This is a genomic window from Sphingomonas sp. SphC10, assembly GCF_057004845.1.
On sequence record NZ_CM168044.1, the window covers coordinates 2,503,630 to 2,528,900 of the forward strand.

A 25,271-nucleotide genomic window follows, 5' to 3' on the forward strand; every position below is an offset into this window, starting at 1 on the left:
ATTCTTGTCCCTTATCGCGAACCGGCGGCTCTTGCATCCGCCTTTTTCGTGCGCAGCGTCGCGGACGCCGCCGCGGGGTCGTCGGGCCAGGGGTGACGGGGGTAGCGGCCGCGCATTTCCTTGGCCACCGCGCTCCAGCTTCCCGCCCAGAAACCGGGCAGGTCGCGCGTCGTCTGGATCGGCCGCCCGGCGGGTGAGGTGAGGCTGAGGACCAGCGGCACGCGCTCGGCCCCGATCACCGGATGCTCGGCGAGGCCGAACAGCGCCTGCACGCGCAATTCGACGCGCGGCCCACCTTCGGCCGCATAATCAATCGCATGGCTACTGCCCGCCGGACTGGTGAAGTGCGACGGCGCCATCGAATCGATCCGCCGCTGGTCGTTCCAGTCGACCAGATTGCGGATCGCCTCGGTCAGCGCGCCCGGTGCCAGCGCGTCCAGCCGCCGCTTGCCCGCGACCAATGCGGGCAGCCAGTCGTCCAGCCGTTCGAGCAGCGTCTCGTCGTCCAGCGCCACCCCGGCATAGGCCGCCCGCGCCCGGTAAGCCCCCGCCCCGTCGCTCCAGGGCAGCAGCGACAGCCCATGCGTCCGCACCCCCTCGACCAGCGCCTCGGCGATGGCGTCGGGTGACGCACCCGAATCGGGGCCGCTCGACAGGCGAAGCCCGCCCAGCCGCCGTTCGCGCAACGCCTCGACGCCGCCCGTTGCCGGGTTGAAGGTGACGGTCCGCCGCGTCTCGATCCGGTCCGCGAACAGCGCCTCGACGGTGGCGAGGTCGAGCGGCGCGGCGGACAGGATGCGTGCGCCCGAGGCCGCGCCTTGCGTCTCGCCCACCGCCAGCCATTCCGAACTCGCCAGCCCAGAGGCGGCATCGAGCCGGAAGCCCCTGCCCCCCACACTCGCCCAATTCTCGCCCGTGCCGTCACGTCGCCGCGCCACCCGGTCGGGATAGGCGAGCGCGAGACAGACGCCCGCTGCATGGTCCCAAATCTCCTGCTCGACCGGTTTGGGGGCAAGGCCGGTCCAGCGTTTCGCCATCGCCCGCGCCGCTTCCGCCTTGGGGCTACGCTCGGTCCGCCAGCGACGCAGGCGCTGTTCGATATCGACATCCTGCCCGCCGATGCCACGCTCGCCGAGCAGCACCGCGACCTCGGCGGCGGTCGACGCCAGCCCGCGCTCGCCGCTGCGGATCAGCATATGCGCCAGGCGCGGCGGCATCGGCAGTCTTGCGATCGCCTTGCCATGCGCGGTCGGGCGGCCGGTTTCGTCCAGCGCCTCCAACACGGTGAGGCGGGCGCGGGCTTCTGCAACGGCCGCCTCGGGCGGCGGGTCGAGCCATGGGAGCGCGCGCGGATCGCTCACCCCCCAGAGCGCGGTGCCGAGCAGCAGCGCCGACAGGTCCGCCTCCAGGATCTCGGGCGGGTCGAAACGCGGCAGGCCCGCCGTCGCGGCTTCTTCCCACAGGCGGTAAGCGACGCCCGGCGACTGGCGCGCGGCGCGGCCCGCGCGCTGGATGACGGCGGCCTGGCTGGCGCGCTCGGTGACGAGGCGAGTCATGCCCGCCGCACGGTCGTAGCGCGGGCGACGCGCCAGCCCCGAATCGACGACGATCCGCACGCCATCCAGCGTCAGGCTGGTCTCCGCGATAGAGGTAGCCAGCACGATCCGCCGCCGCCCCTCCGGGTCACGCCGGATCGCCGCGCGCTGAGCCGCCGGGTCGAGCGAGCCATGGAGTTCGTGGATTGCGATGGCGGAAGGCAGGCTCGCCAGCCGCTCGGCGGTGCGCGCGATCTCGGCGGTGCCGGGCAGGAAGGCGAGGATGTCGCCCTCTGCTTCGTCCTGCAACGCGCGGCGGATGGCGGCGGCGACCGAATCCTCGATCCGCGCTTCGGCGGCGCGGCCGAGATGGCGCAGGGTTAATGGATGGCTGCGCCCCTCGCTCTCGATGACCGGGGCATCGCTCATCAGGCTGGAGAAACGGCGGCCGTCGAGCGTCGCGGACATCGCGACCAGCCGCAGATCGGGTCGCAATCCTGCTTGCGCGTCGAGCGCCAGCGCCAGGCCGAAATCGCCATCGAGGCTGCGTTCGTGCACTTCGTCGAACAGCACCGCCGAAACGCCCGCGAGTTCGGGATCGGCCTGGATGCGCGCGACGAAGATGCCTTCGGTGACGACGGTCACGCGGGTCGCGGCGCTGACCTTGGTGTCCATGCGCGTCGCATAGCCGAAGGTGCGGCCGACCGGCTCCTCGGCGAGTGCGGCCATGCGCTCGGCGGCGGCGCGGGCGGCGAGGCGGCGGGGGGACAGGAGCAGGACTTCGCCGGTGCACCAGGGCTGGTCGAGAAGGGCGGGCGCGACGGCCGTGGTCTTGCCCGCGCCGGGGGGCGCGACGAGGACGGCGTTGGGGGCGTCGGCAAGCGCGGTCAGCAGGTCGGGCAGGACGGCGGTGACGGGCAGGGTCATGCAGGTGCGATAGGGGGTTTGGGGAGCGGGGTGAAGGACCTCGCCATTCCCGCCGCCGCCTCACCGTCCATCCCCAACCTACGTTCAGCCTGAGCGAAGTCGAAGGCCAAGGGATGCCCCGTCCGTGTGGCGAATGTCGAGGCGTGGGCTTCGACTTCGCTCAGCCTGAACGGAGGGTAGGATGCAGTCTCAGTCAAGCCGTTCCCCGGCGGAGGCCGGGGCCCAGACTCCACAAAATTCGTGGCGCGCCGCACGACGCGGGGGAGGCAAAGCGTTTCGTGCCTTCGACACTGCACGGCAACTGGGCCCCGGCCTTCGCCGGGGAACAGTTGTTTGGTTTCAATACGCCCGCGCGACGGCGAACTCGACCGCTTCGATCATCGCGCTCTTCGCCGGGCCGTCCGCAAAGCCGCGCAGCGCCTCGATCGCCAGCCCGCCATAATGACGCGCGCGGGCCATCGTGTCGTCGACCGCCCGGCTCTTGCGGACCAGCGCGATGGCATGGGCGAAGTCCTCGTCCGACGTCCGCCGCCCCTCGACCGCGTCCTTCCAGAATGCGCGCTCTTCGTCATTCGCCCGCGCATAGGCCAGGATCACCGGCAGGGTCATCTTGCCCTCGCGGAAATCGTCGCCCGCATCCTTGCCCATCGTGCCTGCGTCCGACACATAGTCGATCGCATCGTCGATCAGCTGGAACGCGATGCCCAGGTTCCGACCATAGGCCTCCAGCGCCAGTTCCTCCGCCTCGGGCCGCTCGGCGACGACGGCCGCGATGCGACAGGCGGCAGCGAACAGCGCGGCGGTCTTGGCGTCGATGATCGACAGATAGCGTTCCTCGGCCAACCCCACCTGCCGCACGGCGGTCAGCTGGTTCACCTCGCCCTCCGCGATCACGGCCGAGGCGCCCGACAGGATGTTCAGCACCTTCAGGCTGCCCGCATCGACCATCAGCTGGAAGGACCGGCTGAACAGGAAGTCGCCGACCAGCACGCTGGCGGGATTGCCCCAGATGATGTTGGCGGTCCGCCGCCCGCGCCGCAGGTCGGAGCCGTCGACGACATCGTCGTGCAGCAGCGTGGCGGTGTGGATGAACTCGACCGCCGCGGCCAGGACATGATGGCTGGTGCCCTGATAACCCAGCAGCTGTGCGCTCGCGAGCGTCAGCATCGGGCGCATCCGCTTGCCGCCGCCCGCGATCAGGTGGCCCGCCAGTTGCGGGATCAGCGGGATTTCCGACGCCATGCGGTCGATGATGACCTGGTTCACGGCGTTCATGTCGTCGGCCACCAGCCGGATCATCGGGTCCAGCGAGGGCGCGGGCTTGGCGAGGCGGGTGGCGGTTACGGTCATGGGCAGGTAAGAGCCTCTGGCGACAACGCTTGCCGAACGCAAGCCTAAGCGCGAAAGGGCCCGCGCGAATTCATGTGCGGCGCGGGCCGCCAGAGGGAGACAGACCGATCATGTCCGACACCGTGCTGACCGGCTATCGCCAGTCGATCGACAATATCGACGCCGCGCTGGTCTTCATGCTGGCCGAGCGGTTCAAGATCACCCAGGCGGTCGGACGCTACAAGGCGGAAAACGAACTGCCCCCCGCCGATCCCGGCCGCGAGGAATCGCAGATCGCCCGGTTGCGCCAGCTGGCGAGCGATGCGCAGCTGGACCCCGAATTTTCCGAGAAATTCCTGCGCTTCATCATCGACGAAGTGATCCGCCACCATGAGCGACTGCGCGGCTGATGGCATTCCTGCTGGCGATCGAAGGCGCGGACGGCGCAGGCAAGGCAACCGCGACGGCGGCCGTTACCGAGCGGCTGAACGCCGCCGGGCTGTCGGCGGCGGCCTTGTCCTTCCCGCGATATGCCGAGACGGTCGGCGGCTGGGCGCTGGGCGAGTATCTGGCGGGCCACCTGCCCCATGCCGCCGCGCCCGAGACGGCGGCGACGCTCTATGCGCTGGACCGATTCGAATCGCGCCCGCACCTGATCGAACTGGCCGAAGCACACGACGTGATCGTGTTCGACCGCTATATCGCGTCGAACATGGCCTATCAGGCGGCGCAGGTGGCGCCCGACCAGGCGCCCGCGCTGCTGCAATGGATCGAGCAGTTGGAGACGGTGCAGTTCCGCCTGCCCGCCCCGCATCTGTCGGTCTATCTCGACACGCCGCTGGACGTTGCGCGCGACCTGATCGCCCGCAAGCGCAAGCGGAGTTATACCGACGACACCTATGACGCCTATGAGGCCGATCTGGGGCTTCAGGCGCGGGTGCGCGCGAACTACGCCGCGATGGCGGACGGGGCGATGCTGGGCGAATGGGTGACGGTGTCGACCGTGGCGGGCGGGGCCTTGCGCGATCCGGCGGCGATTGCGGACGAGATCACGGCGCTGGCGATGGAGCGCCTGCGCTAACCCATCGATTGTTCCCCGGCGAAGGTCGGGGTCCAGTTTCGATGCACTATCGATGTGCGCAAAGCATTTGCCTCCCACGCAACGTTTTGACGCGCCACCGGCTTGGGAGGGACTGGGCCCCGGCCTTCGCCGGGGAACGGATTGACTTAATTCGCGAACTTCTCCCCTTGATGAAATCATTGATCTCACGCGAAGCCGCGATGCCGCGAAGAGAGAAGATTTGGTTCGCGCAGAGGCGCGAAGGACGCGGAGCTGTCGTGCTCGCGGCTCTTGCAGCCCGTCTCCCTTAAGCGATCAGGGAAAGAGTATTGCGCGTCGTCGCGCGCGATACTTCTCTGCGTCCTCCGCGCCTCCGCGCGAAATCAAACTCTTTACGGCTTGGCGTGAACAAGATTGACGCAGAAAACGCCCCTCAGTTCGACGCGCGGATCGTCCCGGCCAGCGGTGCGAAGCGGGCGACCTGTTGGCCGACGAGGCGCAACTGCCCCTCGACCGCCGGGTCGCTGATCCACCCTTCCGCGTCGAAATGCGTCTGCTGCGTGTTCACCGCCGCCGCGAAGGGCGTCGGCCAGCCGCGCAGCGCATGCACGATCGAGCGCAGCGCCGCGATGGTCGAACCCGTCGCCTGCCAGCCATAGGCGGTGGCGATCAGCCCCACGGGCAGGTCGGCGAAATAGGGCCGATCGTCCTTTGCCGTTTCCTCCAGCAGGTCGAGCGCGTTCTTCACCAGCCCCGAGATGCTGCCATGATAGCCGGGACTGGCGATGATGATCGCCGACGCCTGTCGCACGGTGTCGACAAACACGCGCTCCGCCTCGGTCCGCTCGCCCGCGCGCGGGTTGTAGAGCGGCAGGCGTGCCAGATCCTCGCCGCCGAAGACATGGGTGCGAAACCCCTCGCCCGCCGCCGCCGTCATCGCGGTGCGCAGCGCGCGCTCGGTCGAGGAGACGCTGCCGATCGTGCCGCCGATGCCGACGACGAGCGGGGAAGAGGATGCGCTGGCCATGCCGAGCCTTTCACCCCGGACCGCGCGGCGGGGCAAGCGCTAAGTTTGCCCAGAGGCCCGCTGGCCTTGTCCGGGCTTTGGGAATCGTTGTACCGCTCGCCTGTCCGGCGCAGGAAGTACGGCAGGGATTCACACGGCATGACGGCATGACGGCATGACGGCGTGGTCGCGGACTTGTCGGCGACCTGACGCCCTATCGCGCGGACGGGGCGTGTGCCCTACGGCCTGGGCGGCCCGGTCGCCGATTCACCGCTGATCCGCGAGCGGGGGCAGGCGACGCTGGGCCTGGGTTACGGATTCCGCTTCGGCCTATAGCGCCGCTCGCGCCGCCGCCGCCGCGCGTCCTAGTTCCGCCCGCTCGGCCCGGACGGCCATCGCGTCCCAGGACGCGGCGGCACGCTCGCAGCGGTCGCGGACATTCTGCAATGTCGCATCGGCGGCGTTGTTGCGCTCGATCTCGGCCTGATTGCGGAAGAAGATGGCATCGCGAGACATGGATTATCCTTTCGGGCCACAAAAAAAGCGGTAGCCGGACCGGCTACCGCTTCGACATTCAGGCGGGCTGAAGGTTGACCGCCGCCATCTTTCCGCGGCGATCCTCTTCCAGTTCATAGGTGACCCGCTGGTTCTGGTTCAGCGTGATCATCCCGGCGCGCTCGACCGCGCTGATATGGACAAAGGCGTCCGCGCCGCCGCTCTCGGGGGCGATGAAGCCATAACCCTTGTCGGCGTTGAAGAATTTGACGGTTCCGGTGATGCTCATATTCGTTCCTTCATCATGATGAACCAGGCTGGGCCGGGTTCGGGGCCGCGGTGCAGGGAAAGAAGGAACGAGCCGCAAAGCAGAGAACCGTCGATTTGCGACTTTAGCACGGATCAATATCGGGTCCCCGCGCGCAAATGTAAGGGCCGGTGCGAAAATACTGTTTCCGCTCACCCGATCGACCGACAGCATGGCCTTGCGAGAGCCCCAATGAACGCCCGAACTTCGCCCCGACCGGCTTTCGGGACTGGCGTCGCCGGTCGGGCGGGTTAGAAGAAGGACAAAGCAGAACGGGAGGACCGAGCGGGGCATGACGAAACACCTTCCCTGGATCGCACTGGCGATCGTCGGAGCGGGCGCGCTGGGCGTGGTCGCCACGGTACGCGGCGAACCGATCAACGCGCTGTGGATCGTGGCCGCCGCCGTCTCGGTCTATCTGATCGCCTATCGTTACTATGCGCTGTTCATCGCGCGGGTGATCGGCATCGACCCCAGCCGCCCCACCCCGGCCATCCGCCGGGCCGACGGCCTCGACTATGTGGCGACCGACCGGACGGTGCTGTTCGGCCACCACTTCGCGGCGATCGCGGGTGCCGGGCCTTTGGTCGGGCCGGTGCTTGCGGCGCAGATGGGCTATCTGCCCGGCACGCTTTGGATTCTTGCGGGCGTCGTGCTGGCGGGCGCGGTGCAGGATTTCCTGGTGCTGTTCCTGTCGATGCGGCGGGACGGGCGCTCGCTGGGCGAACTGATCCGCATGGAGATGGGCCCGGTCGCGGGCACCATCGCGCTGTTCGGCGCCTTCATGATCATGGTCATCATCCTGGCGGTGCTGGCGCTGATCGTCGTGCGGGCACTGGCCGAAAGCCCCTGGGGGCTGTTCACCGTGGCGGCCACCGTGCCGCTGGCGATGCTGATGGGCGGCTATACCCGCTGGGTCCGGCCGGGGAAGATCGGCGAGGTGTCGATCATCGGTTTCATCGGCCTGATCCTCGCCATCGTCTATGGCCAGTCGATCGCTGAATCGGCGACACTGGCGCCGCTGTTCACCTTCACGCCGGTGCAGCTCTGCTTCCTGCTGATCGGCTATGGCGCGGTCGCCTCGGTGCTGCCGGTGTGGCTGCTGCTCGCACCGCGCGACTATCTGTCGACCTTCCTCAAGATCGGCGCGATCGTGGCGCTGGCCATCGGCATCGTCGTGATGGCGCCGCCGCTGAAGATGCCCGCACTGACCAAGTTCATCGACGGCAGCGGGCCGGTCTGGGCCGGGCCGCTCTTTCCGTTCCTGTTCATCACCATCGCCTGCGGCGCGGTGTCGGGCTTCCACGCCCTCATCGCCAGCGGCACCACGCCGAAGCTGATCGCCAGCGAGAAGGACGCACCCTTCATCGGTTATGGCGCGATGCTGATGGAAAGCGCGGTCGCGATCATGGCGCTGGTTGCGGCCTCGATCCTCGATCCGGGCGTCTATTTCGCGATGAACGCGCCCGCCGCCATGCTGGGCACCGACCCGGCCAGCGCCGCCGCCGCCGTCACCGCGATGGGCTTTCCCATCTCCGCCGACACGCTGACCCAGGTCGCGCGTGACGTGGGCGAGCATACGATCATCAGCCGTGCGGGCGGCGCGCCGACGCTGGCGGTGGCGATGGCGGAGATCTTCAGCCACCTGTTCGGCGGACAGGCGATGAAGGCCTTCTGGTATCACTTCGCCATCCTGTTCGAGGCGCTGTTCATCCTGACCGCCGTCGATGCGGGGACCCGTGCCGGGCGCTTCATGCTGCAGGACCTGATCGGGTTGGTCGTCCCCAGCTTCCGGGGATCGAGCAAGGTCGCGCCGGGCCTGATCGCGACCGGCCTGTGCGTCGCGGCCTGGGGCTTCTTCCTCTATCAGGGCGTCACCGATCCACTGGGCGGGGTGAACACGCTGTGGCCGCTGTTCGGCATCTCCAACCAGATGCTGGCCGCCGTGGCGCTGATGCTGGCGACGGTCGTCCTGTTCCGCATGAAGAAGGACCGCTATGCCTGGATCACGGTGGTGCCGACGGTCTGGCTGCTCGCCTGCACGCTGACCGCCGGGTGGCTGAAGCTCTTCTCGGCCGACCCGCGCGTCGGCTTCCTGGCCCATGCCGACAAGTTCGCCAGCGCCGCCGCGTCGGGCAAGGTGCTGCCGCCCGCCAAGACCATGGCGGAGATGGGGCGGATCGTCTTCAACGACCGGATCGACGCCGGGCTGTGCGCGATCTTCCTGGGCGTGGTGCTGGCGATCCTGGTCTATGCGGTGCGGACCTGCCTGATCGCGCGCCGTATCGACCGGCCGAGTGTGACCGAGGTCCCGCCCGAACTGGTGGCCGCCGAATGAGCTGGCTCGCCCGCCTGCGCGAGATCGGCAATGCAATGGTCGGGATGCCCAGCTATGAGGCCTATGTGGCGCATATGGCGGTGAAACATCCCGACCGGGAGCCGATGGACGAGGTGACCTTCTTCCGCGAGCGGCAACAGGCGCGATACGGCGGGAGGAATGGCGGGCGCTGCTGTTGATCGTTCCTGCGAAACCGCGAGGACGGGAAGAAGAAAGAAGGTTGGTTCTCGCGGAGGCGCGGAGGTGTTAGGCCCGGCCGACAGGCCAGACCATCCCACCGCGCGACTCATATTCGGCCACTTCTGAGCGCAGCCAAAGCCCCTCTGCGTCCTCCGCGCCTCTGCGCGAACAAAAAACCTTCGCGCCATCGCGTCTTCGCGTGAGCCGGAAACCCCCGCCCCGCCCCCGCCCTTGCCTTTTACCCGAGCCACAGCTACATCGCGTTCCCATCCGAACAGCGCGGACGGACCTTTCGTCGCAGGCCCCCTGGGGCAGGCGACGGCGGACCCATGCCCCGCTGACAGTAATTTCAACGCAGGTGCGGGAACGGCACGAGTGGCGAAGACGACCCCCATCGAATTCCTCAACCAGGTCAAGACCGAGACCAAGAAGGTCGTCTGGCCGACGCGGCGCGAGACGGTGATGACCGGTGTGATGGTGGTCGTGATGACCACGATCCTGGCCATCTTCTTCCTGGCGGTCGACTCGTTCTTCGAGACGCTGGTCCGCACCCTGCTGTCGTTCGCGAAGTAAAGGGTTCTCATGGCGCGCTGGTACATCATCCACGCTTATTCCGGTTTCGAGGGCAAGGTCCGCGACTCGATCATGGCCGAGGCCACCCGTCTGGGCCTCGACCATCTGGTCGACCAGATCGAGGTGCCGACCGAGACCGTGACCGAGGCCCGCCGCGGCAAGAAGATCGCGGTCGAGCGCAAGTTCATGCCCGGCTATGTGCTGGCCAAGCTCGACATGACCGACCAGGTCTATCACCTCGTCAAAAACACGCCGAAGGTGACCGGCTTCCTGGGCGCGATGGGCAAGCCGCAGGCGATCAGCGAGGCGGAAGCCACGCGGATGCTGAATTCCAAGGAAGAAGCCGCCGCCGCCCCGAAGCACAAGGTCAAGGTCGACTACGAGATCGGCGACGCGGTCAAGGTTCTGGAAGGCCCCTTCGCCAGCTTCAACGGCGTGGTCGAGGAACTGGATTTCGACAAGTCCAAGGTCAAGGTGTCGGTGTCGATCTTCGGTCGCGCCACCCCGGTGGAACTGGACTTCGAACAGGTCGAACGCTCGAAGTAAGTTCGGACCATCCGACGAAAACGGGGCCGGGGCGGCGACGCCACCGGCCCTTTTCGTATCTCGCCCCCGCCGACCCGCCTCATCGCCCGTTTGGGCTGAGCCCTTCGACTGGCTGGCGAGCCAGCCGCTCAGGATAAACTTCGGCGCTTTGCGCCGAAGTCGAAGCCTACGCCCGCCCTCGCCGCACGCCCATCCCGTGGACTTCGACTTCGCTCAGTGCGAACGGAGGGCTGGAAGAAACACCCCCTATAATTTCGCGCTGTTCGCCACCTGCCGGAACGCCGCGACCCCAGCGTCGAAATAATGCAGCCGCGGCGCCTCGAAGGTGATCAGGTACAGCTTGCCGCCGATCATCGCGCCGCACCCCTCGCCCTTGCGCGGCAGGTCTTCGTTCGGCCGGGTGAAGCTATAGGTGAAGCGGATGCCAGGCTTCCCCGCAAAGGCCATCGGCTCCATCCCCTCGACCGTGAACAACGGCGTATTGAGCGCGATGCGATAGCTGTTCTCGACCAGCGTCGGTATGTCGGTCACCAGCATCGTCGCCTTGACGCGCGGCGGCGGCTTGGTGCGCTTGCTGACCTCGCGGAACAGCGTCTGTTCGGGTTCGATCCCGCCATAGAAGGTCAGGTCGTTCAGCGCATCGCCATCGAAGGTCCACGTCTCCGAATTGCGTCCCGGCCGCGCGCCCAGCTTGTTCCATTCGACCGAGGGCGTGACCGTCAGCACCGATTTGGCGACCGCCACGGGCTGCCCCGCCGGAATCAGCTTGTTGCCCGCCAGCACCGGGGCCGCAACCAGCGCCAGTCCGATCGCCGCGATCCTCAAACCCTTCATTGCACGCCCCCTTCCCCGATCAACATCGCCATGGCCGCGCGGTCGCTCGCCTGCGGTGCGCGCGCCAAGTAGGTTTTCAGCGCCGCCCGCCCCGCCGCCTCCTGCTGCCCACGCAGCAGCGACAGGCCCAGCCCGCGCCAGGCGATCGGGTCGGTGCAGCCCGCGTCGATCGCCTGCTGATAGAATTGCGCCGCGCTCACCAGATCGCGGGGGTTACCGCGCTCGCGATAGAGTTCGCCGCGCGTCAGCAGCAGGTCGGGCGTCCATTGCCCGCCCGCCAGTTCGCCCAGCAGATACTCCGAGCCGCCGAAATCGTTGAGCTTGATCTGGTCGGCCAGGAAGGTCGCGCGCCACGGGCGCATCGCCGTCAGAAACGCGTCGCGCGAATCGTCGCCGCGCTCGCCATCCGCCCCCGCCGCTTCGCGCAGATAGGTTGCGCGGGCGAGTTCGGTCGGGTGATCGGCGAAGAAGCCCGCCGAATAGCGATGCGTGACATGCCGCTTGCGTCCCAAGGCAGTTGCATCCTGTTCGGCCATCAGCCGCTCCCAAATGCGCGATGCGGCAAGCGGCCGATAGCCCGCCGCCGCCAGATAGCGCAGGCCCATCAAGTCGGCCTCGGCTTCCTGCGCACGGTTGTAGGAGAAATGGAGTTGGATCAAGCTGGCGGGCAAGGTGCTGTATGGCGAGAGCACACTGGTCCAGGCAATGATGTCCCCGATCGTCCGCCCTCGGCGAAAACTGGCCAGGGTATGGCGCATCTCGAAATGCCCGAACTCATGGCCGAGCAGCGCCGCCAGTTCCGCTTCGTCACGCAATCGGAGCAGGGCACCGGTATAGACGACCATCATACCGTTCGGCGTCATGGAGGCATTGAAGACCGGCGCGCGCACCACATAGATTCGCACGCCGCGACAGCGATCCGCGCCCACCGAACGGCAGAGAACCTTGGTCAGATAAGCGTTCAGCGCCGCATCGCGTACCACGGCGGGTGAGTCGCGCAGATTGCGCTCGGCCTCATCCGCCTGTTGCCACAGCCCGCGCTCGTCGACGGTCGTCGGCGTATAGGCCGTGCCGTAAGGCGGCAGCGGGGCGAGCCTGTCGGACGCGCCTGCGCCCAGAGCCGCCCCTGCGAGCGCAGCGGCGATGATCCATCCGGCCATGATCGCCTCCCGTCAGCGTGCGGCGGTCTTGGCCGGAGCCGCCGGAGCGACCGGCGCCTCGACCGGCTTGCCCGGAAAACCCTCCAGCAATTGCGACACGCGCTTGGCCGCCCCCTCGGGCGTGCGGACATCGCCGCCCATCGCCAGATCGGCGTTGAGCCAGACCAGATCGCCGGTCTTCAGGTCGATCAGCCCGGCATAGCCCTTGTGCACGCCCGCGCTGACCCCGATCCCGGCCACCCCGGCAGCGAAGACTTGCAACAGCTTGCGCCCGGTCGAGCCGTAATGATCCTCGGTCGTCACGAAGAGCGCATAGTCCGCTCCATGCACGCCCGGCAGCTTGGCGACCTCGGACCCGATCGACCACAGGAAGCTGTCGCCGCGCTTCTTGGTCGGCAGGCGATTGCCCGGAAAGAACTGATAGGTGATGACCGAATCGGCCAGCGCGGTGAACAGCGCGCGATATTCATGCGCCGTGGCCGCACCCTGCCCGACCGGCTCGACATGAGTGACGACCCGGTTGCCCAGCTTGCCCTGCGCATCGGCCAGCGCCCTGCCCAGATTCTCGCGCGCCTGGTCGGTCCAGTCGGCATTGGGTTCGTACGACCCGCCGGTCGACTGCGCACCGACCGCGATCTCAGGCCGCATCAGGACGATGGTCGCAGTGCCCGGGGCCAGCGTGAAACCGGGCTTGTTGCCGGTCTTTTCCTGCGCCGCCAGCGGTGCGGCCGCCAACGTCAGCGCCGCCGCACAGGCCAGCGCACCCCATCCCCGTCGCATGTGTCGAACCCCCCGTTCGAGCGATGGCGGAACCGGTCGCTCCCTCGACCGAGTCGTCCATCATGAGCCCAGAGTGACATGGCCGGATCGGCCGTGACAAGCGCAATGCTGGCCTTGCCATTTCGCCCGTTTTCGGCTATCGGCCCGCGCTTCCCTAGCATCTTGCGACGGAACCCTTGCGGGAGGGTGCGCTGGCTCATGCCTCGCGTGCCCGTCACGACCGCTAGACTCGAAAAGAGAGTGACATGGCAAAGAAGATTACCGGCTATATCAAGCTGCAGGTCCCTGCAGGCGCCGCCAACCCCTCGCCGCCGATCGGCCCGGCGCTGGGTCAGCGCGGTGTGAACATCATGGAATTCTGCAAGGCGTTCAACGCGCAGACCGGTGAAGTCGAAAAGGGCACGCCCCTGCCGACCGTCATCACCGTCTATGCCGACCGTTCGTTCTCGTTCGAGACGAAGACCGCGCCTGCGACCTACCTCATCAAGAAGGCGGCCAACCTGAAGTCGGGCTCGAAGGAGCCGGGCAAGGTGTCGGCGGGCAAGATCGCGCGCTCGAAGCTCGCGGAAATCGCCCAGGTCAAGATGAAGGACCTGAACGCCAACGATATCGAGGCTGCGACCAAGATCATCGAAGGCTCCGCCCGCGCGATGGGCCTCGAAGTGGTGGAGGGCTAAGATCATGGCGAAGCTGACCAAGAAGCAGAAGGCCGTCCAGATCGACGCCGAGAAGCTGCACGGCATCGACGAAGCGATCACGCTGGCTCGTACCAACGCGACCTCGAAGTTCGACGAGACGATCGAAGTCGCCGTCAACCTGGGCGTTGACCCGCGTCACGCCGACCAGATGGTCCGTGGCGTCGTCACCCTGCCCAAGGGCACCGGCAAGACCGTTCGCGTCGGCGTGTTCGCCAAGGGCGCGAAGGCCGACGAAGCACGCGCCGCCGGTGCGGACGTCGTTGGTGCGGAAGACCTGATGGAAACCATCCAGGGCGGCACCATCGATTTCGATCGCTGCATCGCGACCCCGGACATGATGGGCGTCGTCGGTCGCCTCGGTAAGGTGCTGGGCCCCAAGGGCCTGATGCCGAACCCGAAGCTGGGCACCGTGACCATGAACGTCGCCGAAGCCGTCAAGGCGGCCAAGGGCGGTCAGGTCGAGTACCGCGTCGAAAAGGCCGGCATCATCCATTCGGGTATCGGCAAGGCGTCGTTCCCGGCGGAAGACCTGCGCGCCAACTTCGACGCGCTGGTCGACGCTCTGATCAAGGCCAAGCCGTCGGGCGCCAAGGGCAAGTATGTCCGCAAGGTCGCCGTCTCGTCGACGATGGGCCGCGGCATCAAGGTGAACGTCTCGGAAATCCCGGGCGCGTAAGCCAAGCCGCCAGCGCATGCTGACAGGATCAGGGGGTCGGAACCGAGGTTCCGGCCCCCTTTTTCGTGGCGGAGTGGCGGGCGGCGCACTTACTCCGTTCAGCCTGAGCGAAGTCGAAGGCCACGCCCCGGCCTCGCCGCAAGCGAATCCCATGCACTTCGACTTCGCTCAGTGCGAACGAAGGGTGGGTTTGGGGGTGGACTATGTGCAAATTACCTCCCTCCCCTTCAGGAGTGACAGGTCGATCAGGCTCCCAGCCTGATCTAAAAGGCGCTGGGCGCGGTTTACCTGATGCTCCTGAAGGGGAGGGGCTAAAGGGGCTTACCCCATGACCGACCGACCAATTTTGGTCAGTCCAAAATCCATCAACGCGGCAAGTCGTCATCCCGCGCCGGAATCGCACCCGAGCGCATGACCGTCCACCCGGCCAGCCTATGCCCCCGCACCGCCGCCTCGGCCGGATCCAACCCGTCCAGCCGCGCCGCCAGATAGCCCGCGTTGAACGCATCCCCTGCCCCGCTGGTGTCACGCGGCGACAGGCGCTCGGGCGGGGGGACGATGCCGACACCGGTGATCAGGCACCCATCGGCCCCCAGCTTCACCACGACCTCCCCCGCGCCCAGGCCCTGCCAGCGGTCGCGCACCTCTTCGGCGGACTTGGCGTCGACCAGCATCGCCTCATCCTCCAGCGTCGGCAGGCCGATATCGCAGCCGCCGATCGCCCGGCGGCACAGTTCGCGTGCTTCGTCCTGGCTGGCGAACAGGCGGGGACGGTAATTGCCGTCGAACGCGACCCGACCACCCCGTGCGCGGACCCGTTGCGCGAGATCGAACAGATGGTCGCGACTCGGCTCGTCGAGGATCGCCAGGGTGATAAGCGAGTATAGCAGCAGATCGGCCTGTTCCGCCTCCGCTATCACCGCCTCGCTGCCCGGCAGGGACAGGGTGCGCCGCGCGGCGCTCTGTCCCCGCCAATAGGAAAAGCTGCGCTCGCCCGCCTCGTCGGTGGTGATCGCATACAGGCCGGGCATGCGGGTCGGATCGCGCAGGGTCAGGCTGGTGTCGATGCCCTCGGCCGTCCAGTCCTGAAGGAGAGTCGCGCTGAACGGATCCTCACCCAAGGCGGTCACGTAGCGGACATCGCGGCCCATCCGCGCCAGATGGATCGCGGTGTTCAGCGTGTCGCCGCCATGACCCAGCCGCCACAGCCCGCCGTCTGCGCGCGACAATTCGATCATCCCTTCTCCGACGACGACGATCCGCATCCACTTCTCTCCTATCGCTCTCCGGCGTCACCACCATAGTGGCAAGGCCAAAATTTGTAACTGGTCAATCCGAATGCCGAATGCTACCGCTAACCGCAGAGAAAATGCGATTTGGGACGAGGGAATAGCGGCCGTGTTGATGATCCAGTCCATGCGGTGGTTCGGACCCGCCGACCCCATCGCCTTGTCCCATATCCGCCAGGCGGGCGCCACAGAGGTCGTCACCGCACTGCATGAAATCCCCAACGGCGTGGTATGGCCGCGCGAGGCGATCGCCGAGCGGCGGGCGATGATCGAGGCGGCCGGGCTGAGCTGGTCGACGGTCGAGAGCCTGCCGGTGCATGACGCGATCAAGCGCGGCGAACTGACCGACGGACTCGTCCAGGCCTATGGCGACAGCCTGCGCAACCTGGCGGCCGAGGGCGTGCGGACCGTCACCTATAATTTCATGCCGCTGCTCGACTGGACGCGTACCGATCTGGACTGGCAGCTGCCCGACGGCGCGACCGCGCTGCGCTTCGAATGGGCGGCGGTGGCCGCCTATGACATCCATATCCTGCGCCGCCCCGGCGCCAAGGCGGATTATTCGGAAGCCGTTCGCGCCGCCGCCGCCGAGCGCTTCGCCGCGATGACGCCCGAGGAGCGCCACAAGCTCGAACGCACGATCATCGCCGGGCTTCCGGGCAGCGAGGAGAGCTTCGACTCGCCCGCCTTCCAGCGTGCGATCGACACCTATGCCGGGATCGACGCCGAGGCGCTGCGGGCGAACCATATCGCCTTCCTGCGCGCGGTCTGCCCGATTGCCGAGGAGGTCGGCATCAAACTGGTCGTCCATCCCGACGACCCGCCCTTCCCCATTTTCGGCCTGCCGCGCGTCGTCAGCACCGCCGAAGACCTCGACCATCTCTACGCCGCCGTACCCTCGCTGGCGAATGGCCTGTGCTTCTGCACTGGCTCGTTCGGCGCACGGCCGGACAACGACCTGCCCGCCATGGTCCGCCGCTTTGCCGACCGGATCGACTTCCTCCACCTCCGCTCGGTCGGCTGGGAAGCAGGCGAGCGCAACTTCCATGAGGCCGAGCATCTGGGCGGCCATGCCCGCATGACGCAGGTGATGCAGGCGGTAGTCGAGATTTCGCATGCGCAAAACCGTGCGATCGTGATGCGCCCCGACCATGGCCACCGGATGATGGACGACCTTCATCGCAGCTCCAATCCCGGCTATTCGCTGCTTGGCCGGATGCGCGGGCTGGCCGAGCTGCGCGGGCTGGAGCAGGGAATCGTGCATATGCTGGGCTTGAACGCAAACGCCGCTCCAGCCGAGCTGGAGCTGACCGTATGACCCGCAAGCTGGAGCTTCACCCCGACCGGCTGCTGCCCGCAGACCCGACGACGCGGGGCATCGCGCGGAGGCTTTACGCCGAAGTCGCGGACCTGCCGATCATCAGCCCGCACGGCCATACCGATCCGCGCTGGTTCGCCACCGACGAGCCCTGGGCCGATGCCAGCGACCTGCTGCTCGCGCCCGATCATTATGTCTTCCGTATGCTCTACAGCCAGGGCATCGCGCTCGACGATCTGGGCATCCCGCATCGTGGTGGCCGCCCCGCGACCGATCCGCGCGCGGCGTGGAAGCTGTTCGCGTCCAACTATCACCTGCTCCGCGGCACGCCGTCACGCATGTGGCTCGACCATGTCTTTGCCGAGGTGTTCGGCTTTGACGAGGCGCTGGAGGCGGCAACCGCCGACCGTTATTTCGACGCGATCGGCGAGGCGCTCGCCACCCCCGCCTTCCGCCCCCGCGCGCTGTTCGAGCGGTTCCGCATCGAATGCCTGGCGACGACCGAAGGTGCCGACGATCCGCTGGTCCATCACCAGGCGATCCAGGCCTCGGGCTGGCAGGGTCGCGTCATCACCACCTATCGCCCCGATAGCGTGATCGATGTCGAGCATGAACAGTTCACAGGCGCGATGCAGCGCTTCGCCGAGCTGACCGGTGAGGATGTCTATAGCTGGTCCGGCTATCTCGCCGCCCATGCCAAGCGCCGCGCCGCCTTCCGCGCGCTGGGCGCGACCGCGACCGATCACGGCCATCCCACGGCGGCGACCGCCAACCTGTCCACGGCCGAATGCGAGGCGCTGTTCGCGCGCATCGTCGGCGGCCACTGGACGCCCGCCGATGCGGAACTCTTCCGCGCACAGATGCTGACCGAAATGGCGAAGATGAGCGTCGCGGACGGCATGACGATGCAGATCCATCCCGGATCGTATCGCAACCACAATGCGGGCCTGTTCGCCAGCCATGGGCGCGACAAGGGCGCGGACATGCCGATGCGCACCGATTACGTCCATGCGCTGAAACCCATGCTCGACGTGGTCGGCAATGAGCGTGACCTGACCATCATCCTCTTCACGCTGGACGAAAGCGTCTATGCGCGCGAACTGGCGCCGCTGGCCGGGCATTATCCCTGCCTGAAGCTGGGCCCCGCCTGGTGGTTCCATGACAGCCCGGAGGGGATGCGCCGCTTCCGCGAGATGACCACCGAGACGGCGGGCTTCTACAACACGGTCGGGTTCAACGACGACACCCGCGCCTTCCTGTCGATCCCGGCGCGACATGATGTCGCGCGACGGATCGACTGCGGCTTCCTGGCACGCCTCGTCGCCGAGCACCGGCTGGAGGAGGATGAGGCGGTCGAGCTGGCCCATGCGCTGACCAACGGTCTGGTCCGCACGGCGTACCGGCTGTGACCCGGCTGAGCGAAGCGACCGCCGCGGCGCTGCCCGACGCCGTGGCGCGTCCCGGCTATGACCGGGCAGGCCAGCGCATCGGCATCGTCCATATCGGGCTCGGCGCGTTCCACCGCGCGCATCAGGCGGTCTATACCGACGACGCGATGGCGGCGGGCGACCGCGACTGGGCCATTGCGGCCGCCTCGCTGCGATCGGGCGGCGTGCATGACCAGATGGCGCCGCAGGACGGCCTCTATACCGTCACCGAACGGTCGAGCGAGGGCGAAGCCGTCCGCCTGATCGGCGCGATCCGCGACGTGATCGTCGCGGCCAAGACGCCCGAACGGCTGGCCGAACGCCTCGCCGCGCCCGACACGCGGGTCGTGACGCTGACCGTCACCGAAAAGGGCTATTGGCGGCGGCCCGATGGTGCGACCGACCTGGCGGGCATCGTCGCGGACGGGAACAGCATCTATCATTATCTGGCGCAGGCGGTGGTCGCGCGGCGGGCGGCGGGGCACGGCCCCCTCACGCTGGTCAGCTGCGACAACCTGCCTGACAATGGCCGGGTCTTGCGCGCCGGGGTGGCCGCGTTTCTGGACCATCAGGGCGAGACGGCGGCGCGGCAATGGTTCGAGCGCGACTGGCGCTGCCCCAACACCATGGTCGACCGGATCGTCCCCGCCGTTACCGAAGCCGATCGCGCGGCGGTCGAGGCGGTGCTGGGGATGCGTGACGAAGCCGCCGTCATCACCGAGCCCTATCGCCAATGGGTGATCGAGGATGATTTCGCGGGCGACCGCCCGCGTTGGGAAGTCGGCGGTGCGCAATTCGTCGCCGATGTCGCGCCCTACGAAACCGCCAAGCTGCGCATGCTCAACGGCGCGCATTCGGCCCTCGCCTATCTGGGCCTGGAGCGCGGGCATGAATTCGTCCACCAGGCGGTCGCCGATCCCGCCATCCGCCCCGTGATAGAACGGCTGATGCGGGACGAGGCGGCGACCAGCTTCACCGCCGCCGAGGGGCAGGCACTGGGGCCTTATGCCGATGCGCTGCTCGCCCGCTTTGCCAACCGGACGCTGGAACATCGCCTCTCGCAGATCGCCAGCGACGGATCGCAAAAGGTCGGCCCGCGCTGGCTGTCCTCTCTGGCGGCGCATGGCGGGGAGGCGCCTGCGACACTCACCGCGCTGGCGGCGTGGCTGCGCTTCATCCGGACGGGGAGTGACGCCTCGCCCGATCCGCGCCGGGCGGAACTGGCCGCGCTGTGGGCGCAGGGCGATGCGGTGCAGGTGGTCGACGCGCTGTTCGGGCACGGTGGTTCGATGGCGGGCCAATGGCGGCCGACCGAGGCACAGCGTCAGGTGCTGGTCCGAGAGATCGAACAGTAAATTCCTCCCCTGCAAGGGGAGGTGGCAGTCCGAAGGACTGACGGAGGGGGGCTTCCTCACAGGACATACTAAGTGGAGAGCCCCCTCCACCACCGCTTCGCAGCGGTCCCCCTCCCCGTGCCGGGGAGGATCTTTCGTTTACTGCCCGTCCTTCGGCTCGATACCCTCCGCCGGGGGCGCATCGTTGCTCGGCGTGCGCTGCACGCGCGAGGTCATGCCGGTGGCCGAGGCATCGTCCAGCATCTGCTGATCGACCGTCCGCTCAGGGGGTGGCGGCGGCACGGTGTCGGCGGCCATGTTGACCGGGGTGACGGCGTCCGCGTCATTGGTCATGACCGGCGTCTCCTCGGGCACGGTCATATTCTCCTCGACCACGGCCGTATCGTTCTCCACCGGCACGGGCGGGTCCTCCGACGAGCGCGAGCAGCCCGCCAGCAACAGCCCGGCGGCGAACAGCGCCATGGCGCCTTTGGTGGTAATCTTCATCATCTGTCCCCTTTAGTCCTTGGTCGCCTGGGCGCGCTCGGCCGAGCGGGCCTCGATCTTGGTCGCGAGCTGCGCGTCCCAGCTATAGGGATCCTCGCGGAATCCCACCTGCCCATCGGCATTCGCGAAAGCGGTCCAGTAGAGCAGATAGACCGCCACCGGCTCGGCCATGCTGGCGCGCACCGTCTTGCCCGAGGCGAGGACGGCATCGACCTGCTCGGGTTGCCATTCGGGCGTGGTCTTCAGCATCAGCGCGGCGAGGTCGGCGGGCTTTTCCAGCCGGACGCAGCCATGGCTCGCCAGCCGGTCGAACTTGGAAAAGCCCGACTGGGCGGGCGTGTCGTGCAGATAGACCGCAAAATCGTTGGGGAAGTCGAACTTGAACCGACCCAGCGCGCTCTTTTCCGACGATTGCTGCAACCGCTTGCTGCCGTCGCCATTGTCGATGATGCGGAACCCCGCGCGCTTCAGATAGCCGGGATTGGCCTTTTCCTTGGGCCACAGCTCCTTGTTGGCGATCGAGCTGGGCACGTTCCAGGGCGGGTTCAGCACGATGCTGCGGATCGTCGACACCAGCATCGGAGTCTCGTTGCCCGGACGGCCCGTCACCGCCTTCATCGACATGACCGGATTGTCGCCATCGAACACGGTCAGCACGGCGGCGGCGATGTTCACCTGGACGCGCTTGGCCTCCAACTGCTGCGGCAACCAGCGCCAGCGTTCCATATTCGCCATGATCTGGCGGATGCGCTGCGCCACCGGCACGTTCAGCACGGCAATGGTCTGGGTGCCGACGGTGCCGACCGGGTTCAGGCCGTAACGACGCTGCGCCCGCCGCACCGCCGCCAGCAGATCCTCGTCGAACCTGTCGCCCGTGGCGCTGACCGCCGGGTCTTCCATCGCCAGCCGCTTGCGAAGCGCCAACACCTGCGGTCCGCTTGCGCCAAAGTTGATGGTGGCCGCCGGGAGCGACGACCAGCCCCCCGCCGCCGCCATGGCGCGATAGCGGGCCAGCCCCTTCACCAGCGCGTCATAGCCCGCATAGGGCGGCGGCAGCGAGGCGATCCAGGCCGACAGCCGGTCACGCCGCACCGCCTCCGCAAAGCCGGGCGCGGGGTCGTAGGGCTGCGGACGGATGCCCCAGTCCTTGGTGAAGTCGGCCGCATCCAGCCGCCCGACATGCACCGCATGGGCATAATCCAGCGCGACGCGGGTCAGCGCGGCGGGCGACAGGGTGGTCAGGTCGCGTGGCGGCCCTTGACGCAGCCCCTGCGCCACCTCTCCCCCGGCGATCAGCGTCGCGAGCTGCCCGGCCTGCGCCTCCGACAAAGCGGGGATCGCCACGGCGGGGGCGGCTTGCGGCAGCGGCTGCACGGTGGCGGGCGGTGCCATCTGGATCTGCGCAGCGGGGGGCTGAATCTGTTGCGGCGTCGTGGGGACCATCACCGGCGGCGGCGCGACCTGCGCCAGCAGCGGCGTCGCGATCATGGACCCGGCCGCCAACGTACCGAGCAGCCGGGCAACGGACGGGCGGGAAACGGAGAAAGGCATTTTGGTCATGCGGATATGATAGCCCCTGTTCGTCGGCATGTCGTCGTGGGAGCGGCGCTTTACATCACGCTATCCTACGCCAAGCTGAACCGATCGACAGGCAAAACGTCGCACACGTCCTGAATTTGAGATTGTCCGCCAACATACGTTAACCGGCCAATGCCGGGCGGCCCGGCTTGGGCGTACCGAGGCGAGAGCCGATACGGCCGCCCCTCTCTCCATGACCAACGCTTGACACGACGCCGGGATCATATTCTGTATACGACCGTCGACTGGGTAAGATGAACGGTGGGATCGGCAAACTCCTTCGGCACAGGATCGGTCACCGATTCACCAGGAAGCACCTCATCGATCCCGGATTACCGGGCCGTACGTACCGAATATCGAAGGCAGCCCGAAAAGAGGCGCCGCACATCCGCAGCAGGAACGGGAGTCAGCAAAACCAAAAGAGGGAAAAGATCATGGTTCATGGAGCAAGCCGGTTGCGCAAATGGGCGCTGGCAAGTGCGGCTGTCGGTGCCCTGATCCTGGCGGTCGACGCCCAGGCGCAGACCCAGGTGACGGGCGGCGGCACGGGCGTGGCGGAAAATGCCGCTGGCGACGATGCGACGGCGGGCGACAATACGATCGTCGTCACCGGTTCGCGTATCCGCCGCAACCCGCTGGACCAGAGCGCCCCCCTCACCGCGATCGACAGCGCGGATATCGCGCGCACCGGCCTGTCCTCGATCGGCGACGTGCTGCAACGCCTGCCGGGCGCGGCGGGCGGCCTCAATTCCCGCTTCAACCGCTCCGGCAATAACGGCAACCCGCCCGATGGCGGCGGCGTCGGGGCCGGATCGGCGGAAATCGACCTGCGCTATCTGGGCAGCCGCCGCACCCTGGTGCTGGTCGACGGCCTGCGCTTCATCAACGGCAGCGCGGCGAGCGGCATTCCCGGCGCGGTCGACCTGAACGCCATTCCCGACAGCATGATCGAGCGTGTCGACGTGCTGCGCGACGGGGCGTCGACCATCTACGGCTCGGACGCGATCGCCGGCGTCGTCAACATCATCACCAAGAAGCGCCAGAACGGCTTCCTCGCCACCGCGCAGCTCGGTGGTTACGACAAGGGCGACGGCGTTACCCAGAATTACCAGCTCAGCTGGGGCCACCGGACGGCGGACGACCGTGTCTCGGTCGTGGTCGGCGCGAACTATATCAACCAGGGATCGGTCTTCGCGGGCGACCGGCCTTATTACGCCTTCCCCGATCCCGGCGCGACCGCATGCACCACGACGTGCAGCTCGGGCACGCCCAATGGCCGATTCATCATCAACAACCCGGTCACGGGCGAGTCGATGAACCTGACGCTGAAGAGCAATCCGCTGACCCAGCCGCGCTTCGATCCGCTGAACCCGACCGGCGCGAACAGCGATTTCAAGGCCTTCACCGTCGCCGACCGGTTCAACTTCCGCCCGTTCAACTATCTGCTGACCCCGCAGGAGCGCTTCGGCGCCTTCGTCAACTTCACCGGCCAGCTGGCGGACAATGTCCGGCTCAGCACCCGGCTGATCTACAATCGCCGCACTTCGGACAATCAGGCCGCGCCGCTGCCGCTGTTCGTCGGGCCGGATGCGGGCAACGGCAATCTGCTCGACACCATCTCGATCGACCGGACCAATCCGTTCAACCCGTTCGGCGTGACGTTGAGCGCGGGCAATAACGGCACGCCCGCCAACTATGCCTTTATCGGCCGCCGCTTCGTCGAAAATGGCCCGCGCCATTACAGCCAGCGGGTCGACACCATGTACATGTCCAGCACGCTGGACGGCCAGATCCCGATCGGCGCGGGCACCTGGTACTGGGACGCCAACCTGATCTATGCCGAGAACCAGGCCAAGCAGGTGGCGCATGGCAACGTCAACGCCGCCAATCTGGCACAGGCGCTCGGCCCGGTGGCGAACTGCACCGGCGCCTGCGTGCCGTTCAACATCTTCGGCGGGGCGGGTTCGATCACCCCGGCGATGATCAACTATGTCACCTTCACCCAGCGCGACCGGTCCGAACAGACGATGACCGACGCGACCCTCAACCTGACCGGCACGCTCTTCCAGCTTCCCGCCGGGCCGCTGGGGCTGGCCACGGGGTATGAGTTCCGCCGCCAGACGGGCTCGTTCAACCCCGACGCCATCGTCGCGGCGGGCTTGGGCTCGGACATTCCAGCCCAGCCGACGGCGGGCGCGTTCGACGTCCACGAAGTATATGGCGAACTCAGCATCCCCGTGTTGAAGGACGTGCCCTTCTTCCGCCTGCTCGAAGGGTCGTTCGCGGCGCGCTATTCGGATTACTCGACCAGCGGCAACCGCACGGTGATGAAGGGCGGGCTCAGTTGGAAGCCGTTCGAGGATCTGCGCCTGCGCGGCACCTGGGCGCAAGGGTTCCGCGCCCCCAGCATCGGCGAGCTGTTCGGCACGCCGTCGCGCTTCGACGGCAATGTCATCGATCCCTGCTCGGGTATCGCCAGCCTGCCCGCCAACAGCACGGTGCGACAGAACTGCGTCGCGCTGGGCGTGCCGGTCAATTATGTGCAGAACGGCCTTCAGCTGCCGATCCTGACCGGCGGCAATCGCGCGCTGAAGCCCGAACGGTCGGAAAGCTGGGTGCTGGGCGGCGTCTATAGCCCGAGCTGGGCGCGCGAGGCCGGTATCGCCAGCCAGCTGAGCCTGGAGGCGGATTACTATACCATCCGGGTCGACGACGCGATCGCCTCGGTCGGCGCCGACGTGCTGCTCGCCAATTGCGTCAACCAGCGGGACGCGGTCAGCTGCGGCGCGATCACCCGCTCCTCGACCGGCAGCGGCCAGATCACGCAGATTCGCGGCCTGCTCCAGAATATCGCCTCGCTGAAGAGCGAGGGGATCGACGTTACCCTGATCTATCGCAGCCCGCGTGTCGGGGCGGGCAGCTTCGGCCTGAACTGGGCAAGCAACTTCCTGTTCGAATATTCGACCACCCTGCCCACCGCGACCGGCAGCGAGAAGCTGGAGCGGCAGGGTACCGAGCGCGGCGACCAGGCCTATCCGCGCTTCAAGAGCGTCGCGACGATCGACTGGTCGAGCGAGACCTTCCTCGCCTCGCTCACCGGGCGCTATATCGGCAAGGTCATCGAGCCCGCCTATGACAATCGCGAGATGAAGCCGATCCTGTATCTCGACGCCCAGATCGGCTGGACCATGCCCTGGCTGGCGCAGCGGCTGACCCTGACCATGGGCGTCAACAACATCCTGGGCCAGCGCGCGCCCGACTGCCTGAGCTGCGGCGGGTTCGATCCGACGACCTACGACCTGCCGGGCCAGTTCGGCTATGCCCGACTGGGCTTCAAATTCTGACGATGGCGTGGCCGGGGCGATGAACCCCGG

The 25,271-nt window shown here is 67.4% G+C and carries 23 protein-coding genes; 12 read left to right on the forward strand and 11 right to left on the reverse strand.

The annotated features are described in order from the left end of the window. Positions 1 to 11: 11 nt before the first annotated feature. Together hrpB and ACWKSV_RS11395 are read right to left on the reverse strand one after the other, a co-directional pair. A complete protein-coding gene (hrpB, locus tag ACWKSV_RS11390; RefSeq protein ID WP_076713792.1) occupies positions 12 to 2,462 on the reverse strand; it encodes an ATP-dependent helicase HrpB in 2,451 nt (816 codons plus the stop codon). A 339-nt stretch (positions 2,463 to 2,801) separates the two neighbouring features. Next, entirely contained in the window at positions 2,802 to 3,812 is a 1,011-nt protein-coding gene (locus ACWKSV_RS11395) for a polyprenyl synthetase family protein (RefSeq protein WP_076713793.1), read from the reverse strand. Positions 3,813 to 3,922: 110 nt separating this feature from the next. On the opposite strand from ACWKSV_RS11395, the gene ACWKSV_RS11400 reads away from it, so the two are divergent. Next, on the forward strand, positions 3,923 to 4,201 hold the full coding sequence (locus ACWKSV_RS11400) for a chorismate mutase (protein ID WP_056433511.1): 279 nt from the start codon (positions 3,923 to 3,925) through the stop codon (positions 4,199 to 4,201). Then, complete coding sequence (locus ACWKSV_RS11405; RefSeq protein ID WP_076713796.1) at positions 4,201 to 4,872, forward strand: nucleoside/nucleotide kinase family protein; 672 nt, start codon at positions 4,201 to 4,203, stop codon at positions 4,870 to 4,872. The genes ACWKSV_RS11400 and ACWKSV_RS11405 overlap by 1 nt, the downstream gene beginning before the upstream one ends. 412 nt (positions 4,873 to 5,284) lie before the next feature. Here ACWKSV_RS11405 and ACWKSV_RS11410 read toward each other — a convergent pair whose 3' ends face one another. The 3 genes from ACWKSV_RS11410 to ACWKSV_RS11420 form a co-directional block, all read right to left on the reverse strand. Beyond that, positions 5,285 to 5,878, reverse strand: coding sequence for an NADPH-dependent FMN reductase (locus ACWKSV_RS11410; RefSeq protein ID WP_076713798.1), 594 nt, complete (start codon positions 5,876 to 5,878; stop codon positions 5,285 to 5,287). A 309-nt stretch (positions 5,879 to 6,187) separates the two neighbouring features. Further along, positions 6,188 to 6,373 carry a hypothetical protein gene (locus tag ACWKSV_RS11415; protein ID WP_056433505.1) on the reverse strand — a complete coding sequence of 62 codons (186 nt, stop codon included), beginning with the start codon at positions 6,371 to 6,373 and terminating at the stop codon, positions 6,188 to 6,190. A 58-nt stretch (positions 6,374 to 6,431) separates the two neighbouring features. Further along, entirely contained in the window at positions 6,432 to 6,641 is a 210-nt protein-coding gene (locus ACWKSV_RS11420; RefSeq protein WP_056433501.1) for a cold-shock protein, read from the reverse strand. A gap of 310 nt (positions 6,642 to 6,951) precedes the next feature. On the opposite strand from ACWKSV_RS11420, the gene ACWKSV_RS11425 reads away from it, so the two are divergent. The 4 genes from ACWKSV_RS11425 to nusG all read left to right on the forward strand — a co-directional run bounded on the left by ACWKSV_RS11425 (position 6,952) and on the right by nusG (position 10,296). Continuing rightward, positions 6,952 to 8,997: a carbon starvation CstA family protein gene (locus ACWKSV_RS11425; RefSeq protein WP_076713799.1), complete on the forward strand. Its 2,046-nt coding sequence runs from the start codon at positions 6,952 to 6,954 to the stop codon at positions 8,995 to 8,997. After that, a complete protein-coding gene (locus ACWKSV_RS11430) occupies positions 8,994 to 9,176 on the forward strand; it encodes a YbdD/YjiX family protein (protein WP_076713801.1) in 183 nt (60 codons plus the stop codon). The genes ACWKSV_RS11425 and ACWKSV_RS11430 overlap by 4 nt, the downstream gene beginning before the upstream one ends. A 376-nt stretch (positions 9,177 to 9,552) precedes the next feature. Then, a complete protein-coding gene (gene secE, locus ACWKSV_RS11435; protein ID WP_056433493.1) occupies positions 9,553 to 9,750 on the forward strand; it encodes a preprotein translocase subunit SecE in 198 nt (65 codons plus the stop codon). A 9-nt stretch (positions 9,751 to 9,759) separates the two neighbouring features. Further along, positions 9,760 to 10,296, forward strand: coding sequence for a transcription termination/antitermination protein NusG (gene nusG / locus ACWKSV_RS11440; RefSeq protein WP_042491307.1), 537 nt, complete (start codon positions 9,760 to 9,762; stop codon positions 10,294 to 10,296). A gap of 246 nt (positions 10,297 to 10,542) precedes the next feature. On the opposite strand, the gene ACWKSV_RS11445 is transcribed toward nusG, so the two are convergent. The 3 genes from ACWKSV_RS11445 to ACWKSV_RS11455 are packed head-to-tail and all read right to left on the reverse strand — an operon-like array spanning position 10,543 to position 13,070. After that, positions 10,543 to 11,130, reverse strand: a complete 588-nt coding sequence (locus tag ACWKSV_RS11445; protein WP_076713803.1) for a hypothetical protein — start codon at positions 11,128 to 11,130, stop codon at positions 10,543 to 10,545. Then, entirely contained in the window at positions 11,127 to 12,290 is a 1,164-nt protein-coding gene (locus ACWKSV_RS11450; RefSeq protein WP_076713804.1) for a M48 family metallopeptidase, read from the reverse strand. Before ACWKSV_RS11450 ends, ACWKSV_RS11445 begins: the two co-directional genes overlap by 4 nt. Positions 12,291 to 12,302: 12 nt before the next feature. Beyond that, complete coding sequence (locus ACWKSV_RS11455; RefSeq protein WP_076713806.1) at positions 12,303 to 13,070, reverse strand: hypothetical protein; 768 nt, start codon at positions 13,068 to 13,070, stop codon at positions 12,303 to 12,305. Between the two features lie 245 nt (positions 13,071 to 13,315). Between ACWKSV_RS11455 and rplK the strand changes: the two genes are divergently transcribed. Both rplK and rplA read left to right on the forward strand, forming a co-directional pair. Continuing rightward, the gene (gene rplK, locus ACWKSV_RS11460; protein ID WP_007407063.1) at positions 13,316 to 13,747 is read left to right on the forward strand and encodes a 50S ribosomal protein L11; all 432 of its coding nucleotides are present in this window, start codon (positions 13,316 to 13,318) and stop codon (positions 13,745 to 13,747) included. A gap of 4 nt (positions 13,748 to 13,751) precedes the next feature. Continuing rightward, the gene (gene rplA / locus ACWKSV_RS11465; RefSeq protein ID WP_056433483.1) at positions 13,752 to 14,444 is read left to right on the forward strand and encodes a 50S ribosomal protein L1; all 693 of its coding nucleotides are present in this window, start codon (positions 13,752 to 13,754) and stop codon (positions 14,442 to 14,444) included. Positions 14,445 to 14,809: 365 nt separating this feature from the next. Here rplA and ACWKSV_RS11470 read toward each other — a convergent pair whose 3' ends face one another. Then, the gene (locus tag ACWKSV_RS11470; RefSeq protein WP_076713808.1) at positions 14,810 to 15,709 is read right to left on the reverse strand and encodes a sugar kinase; all 900 of its coding nucleotides are present in this window, start codon (positions 15,707 to 15,709) and stop codon (positions 14,810 to 14,812) included. Between the two features lie 139 nt (positions 15,710 to 15,848). Here ACWKSV_RS11470 and uxuA point away from each other — a divergent pair, with 139 nt between their 5' ends. Genes uxuA through ACWKSV_RS11485 form a run of 3 tightly spaced genes read left to right on the forward strand, consistent with a single transcriptional unit; the run spans position 15,849 to position 19,833 of the window. Then, the gene (uxuA, locus tag ACWKSV_RS11475; RefSeq protein WP_483666798.1) at positions 15,849 to 17,051 is read left to right on the forward strand and encodes a mannonate dehydratase; all 1,203 of its coding nucleotides are present in this window, start codon (positions 15,849 to 15,851) and stop codon (positions 17,049 to 17,051) included. Next, positions 17,048 to 18,460: a glucuronate isomerase gene (uxaC, locus tag ACWKSV_RS11480; RefSeq protein WP_076713810.1), complete on the forward strand. Its 1,413-nt coding sequence runs from the start codon at positions 17,048 to 17,050 to the stop codon at positions 18,458 to 18,460. Before uxuA ends, uxaC begins: the two co-directional genes overlap by 4 nt. After that, positions 18,457 to 19,833 carry a mannitol dehydrogenase family protein gene (locus ACWKSV_RS11485; protein WP_076713812.1) on the forward strand — a complete coding sequence of 459 codons (1,377 nt, stop codon included), beginning with the start codon at positions 18,457 to 18,459 and terminating at the stop codon, positions 19,831 to 19,833. The genes uxaC and ACWKSV_RS11485 overlap by 4 nt, the downstream gene beginning before the upstream one ends. Before the next feature lie 138 nt (positions 19,834 to 19,971). Here the strand turns inward: ACWKSV_RS11485 and ACWKSV_RS11490 are convergent, their stop codons facing one another. Continuing rightward, complete coding sequence (locus ACWKSV_RS11490; RefSeq protein ID WP_338468977.1) at positions 19,972 to 20,322, reverse strand: hypothetical protein; 351 nt, start codon at positions 20,320 to 20,322, stop codon at positions 19,972 to 19,974. 9 nt (positions 20,323 to 20,331) lie between these two features. Continuing rightward, on the reverse strand, positions 20,332 to 21,807 hold the full coding sequence (locus ACWKSV_RS11495; protein WP_237243450.1) for a L,D-transpeptidase family protein: 1,476 nt from the start codon (positions 21,805 to 21,807) through the stop codon (positions 20,332 to 20,334). A 524-nt stretch (positions 21,808 to 22,331) separates the two neighbouring features. On the opposite strand from ACWKSV_RS11495, the gene ACWKSV_RS11500 reads away from it, so the two are divergent. Continuing rightward, positions 22,332 to 25,241, forward strand: coding sequence for a TonB-dependent receptor domain-containing protein (locus ACWKSV_RS11500; RefSeq protein ID WP_076713815.1), 2,910 nt, complete (start codon positions 22,332 to 22,334; stop codon positions 25,239 to 25,241). The last annotated feature ends 30 nt before the right edge of the window (positions 25,242 to 25,271 follow it).

Bases quoted from the DNA above. Each gene is read 5' to 3' on its own strand.
- hrpB (WP_076713792.1), bottom strand. From the start codon at position 2,462: ATGACCCTGCCCGTCACCGCCGTCCTGCCCGACCTGCTGACCGCGCTT.
- ACWKSV_RS11395 (WP_076713793.1), bottom strand. From the start codon at position 3,812: ATGACCGTAACCGCCACCCGCCTCGCCAAGCCCGCGCCCTCGCTGGAC.
- ACWKSV_RS11400 (WP_056433511.1), top strand. From the start codon at position 3,923: ATGTCCGACACCGTGCTGACCGGCTATCGCCAGTCGATCGACAATATC.
- ACWKSV_RS11405 (WP_076713796.1), top strand. From the start codon at position 4,201: ATGGCATTCCTGCTGGCGATCGAAGGCGCGGACGGCGCAGGCAAGGCA.
- ACWKSV_RS11410 (WP_076713798.1), bottom strand. From the start codon at position 5,878: ATGGCCAGCGCATCCTCTTCCCCGCTCGTCGTCGGCATCGGCGGCACG.
- ACWKSV_RS11415 (WP_056433505.1), bottom strand. From the start codon at position 6,373: ATGTCTCGCGATGCCATCTTCTTCCGCAATCAGGCCGAGATCGAGCGC.
- ACWKSV_RS11420 (WP_056433501.1), bottom strand. From the start codon at position 6,641: ATGAGCATCACCGGAACCGTCAAATTCTTCAACGCCGACAAGGGTTAT.
- ACWKSV_RS11425 (WP_076713799.1), top strand. From the start codon at position 6,952: ATGACGAAACACCTTCCCTGGATCGCACTGGCGATCGTCGGAGCGGGC.
- ACWKSV_RS11430 (WP_076713801.1), top strand. From the start codon at position 8,994: ATGAGCTGGCTCGCCCGCCTGCGCGAGATCGGCAATGCAATGGTCGGG.
- nusG (WP_042491307.1), top strand. From the start codon at position 9,760: ATGGCGCGCTGGTACATCATCCACGCTTATTCCGGTTTCGAGGGCAAG.
- ACWKSV_RS11445 (WP_076713803.1), bottom strand. From the start codon at position 11,130: ATGAAGGGTTTGAGGATCGCGGCGATCGGACTGGCGCTGGTTGCGGCC.
- ACWKSV_RS11450 (WP_076713804.1), bottom strand. From the start codon at position 12,290: ATGGCCGGATGGATCATCGCCGCTGCGCTCGCAGGGGCGGCTCTGGGC.
- ACWKSV_RS11455 (WP_076713806.1), bottom strand. From the start codon at position 13,070: ATGCGACGGGGATGGGGTGCGCTGGCCTGTGCGGCGGCGCTGACGTTG.
- rplK (WP_007407063.1), top strand. From the start codon at position 13,316: ATGGCAAAGAAGATTACCGGCTATATCAAGCTGCAGGTCCCTGCAGGC.
- rplA (WP_056433483.1), top strand. From the start codon at position 13,752: ATGGCGAAGCTGACCAAGAAGCAGAAGGCCGTCCAGATCGACGCCGAG.
- ACWKSV_RS11470 (WP_076713808.1), bottom strand. From the start codon at position 15,709: ATGCGGATCGTCGTCGTCGGAGAAGGGATGATCGAATTGTCGCGCGCA.
- uxuA (WP_483666798.1), top strand. From the start codon at position 15,849: ATGATCCAGTCCATGCGGTGGTTCGGACCCGCCGACCCCATCGCCTTG.
- uxaC (WP_076713810.1), top strand. From the start codon at position 17,048: ATGACCCGCAAGCTGGAGCTTCACCCCGACCGGCTGCTGCCCGCAGAC.
- ACWKSV_RS11490 (WP_338468977.1), bottom strand. From the start codon at position 20,322: ATGATGAAGATTACCACCAAAGGCGCCATGGCGCTGTTCGCCGCCGGG.
- ACWKSV_RS11495 (WP_237243450.1), bottom strand. From the start codon at position 21,807: ATGATCGCGACGCCGCTGCTGGCGCAGGTCGCGCCGCCGCCGGTGATG.
- ACWKSV_RS11500 (WP_076713815.1), top strand. From the start codon at position 22,332: ATGGTTCATGGAGCAAGCCGGTTGCGCAAATGGGCGCTGGCAAGTGCG.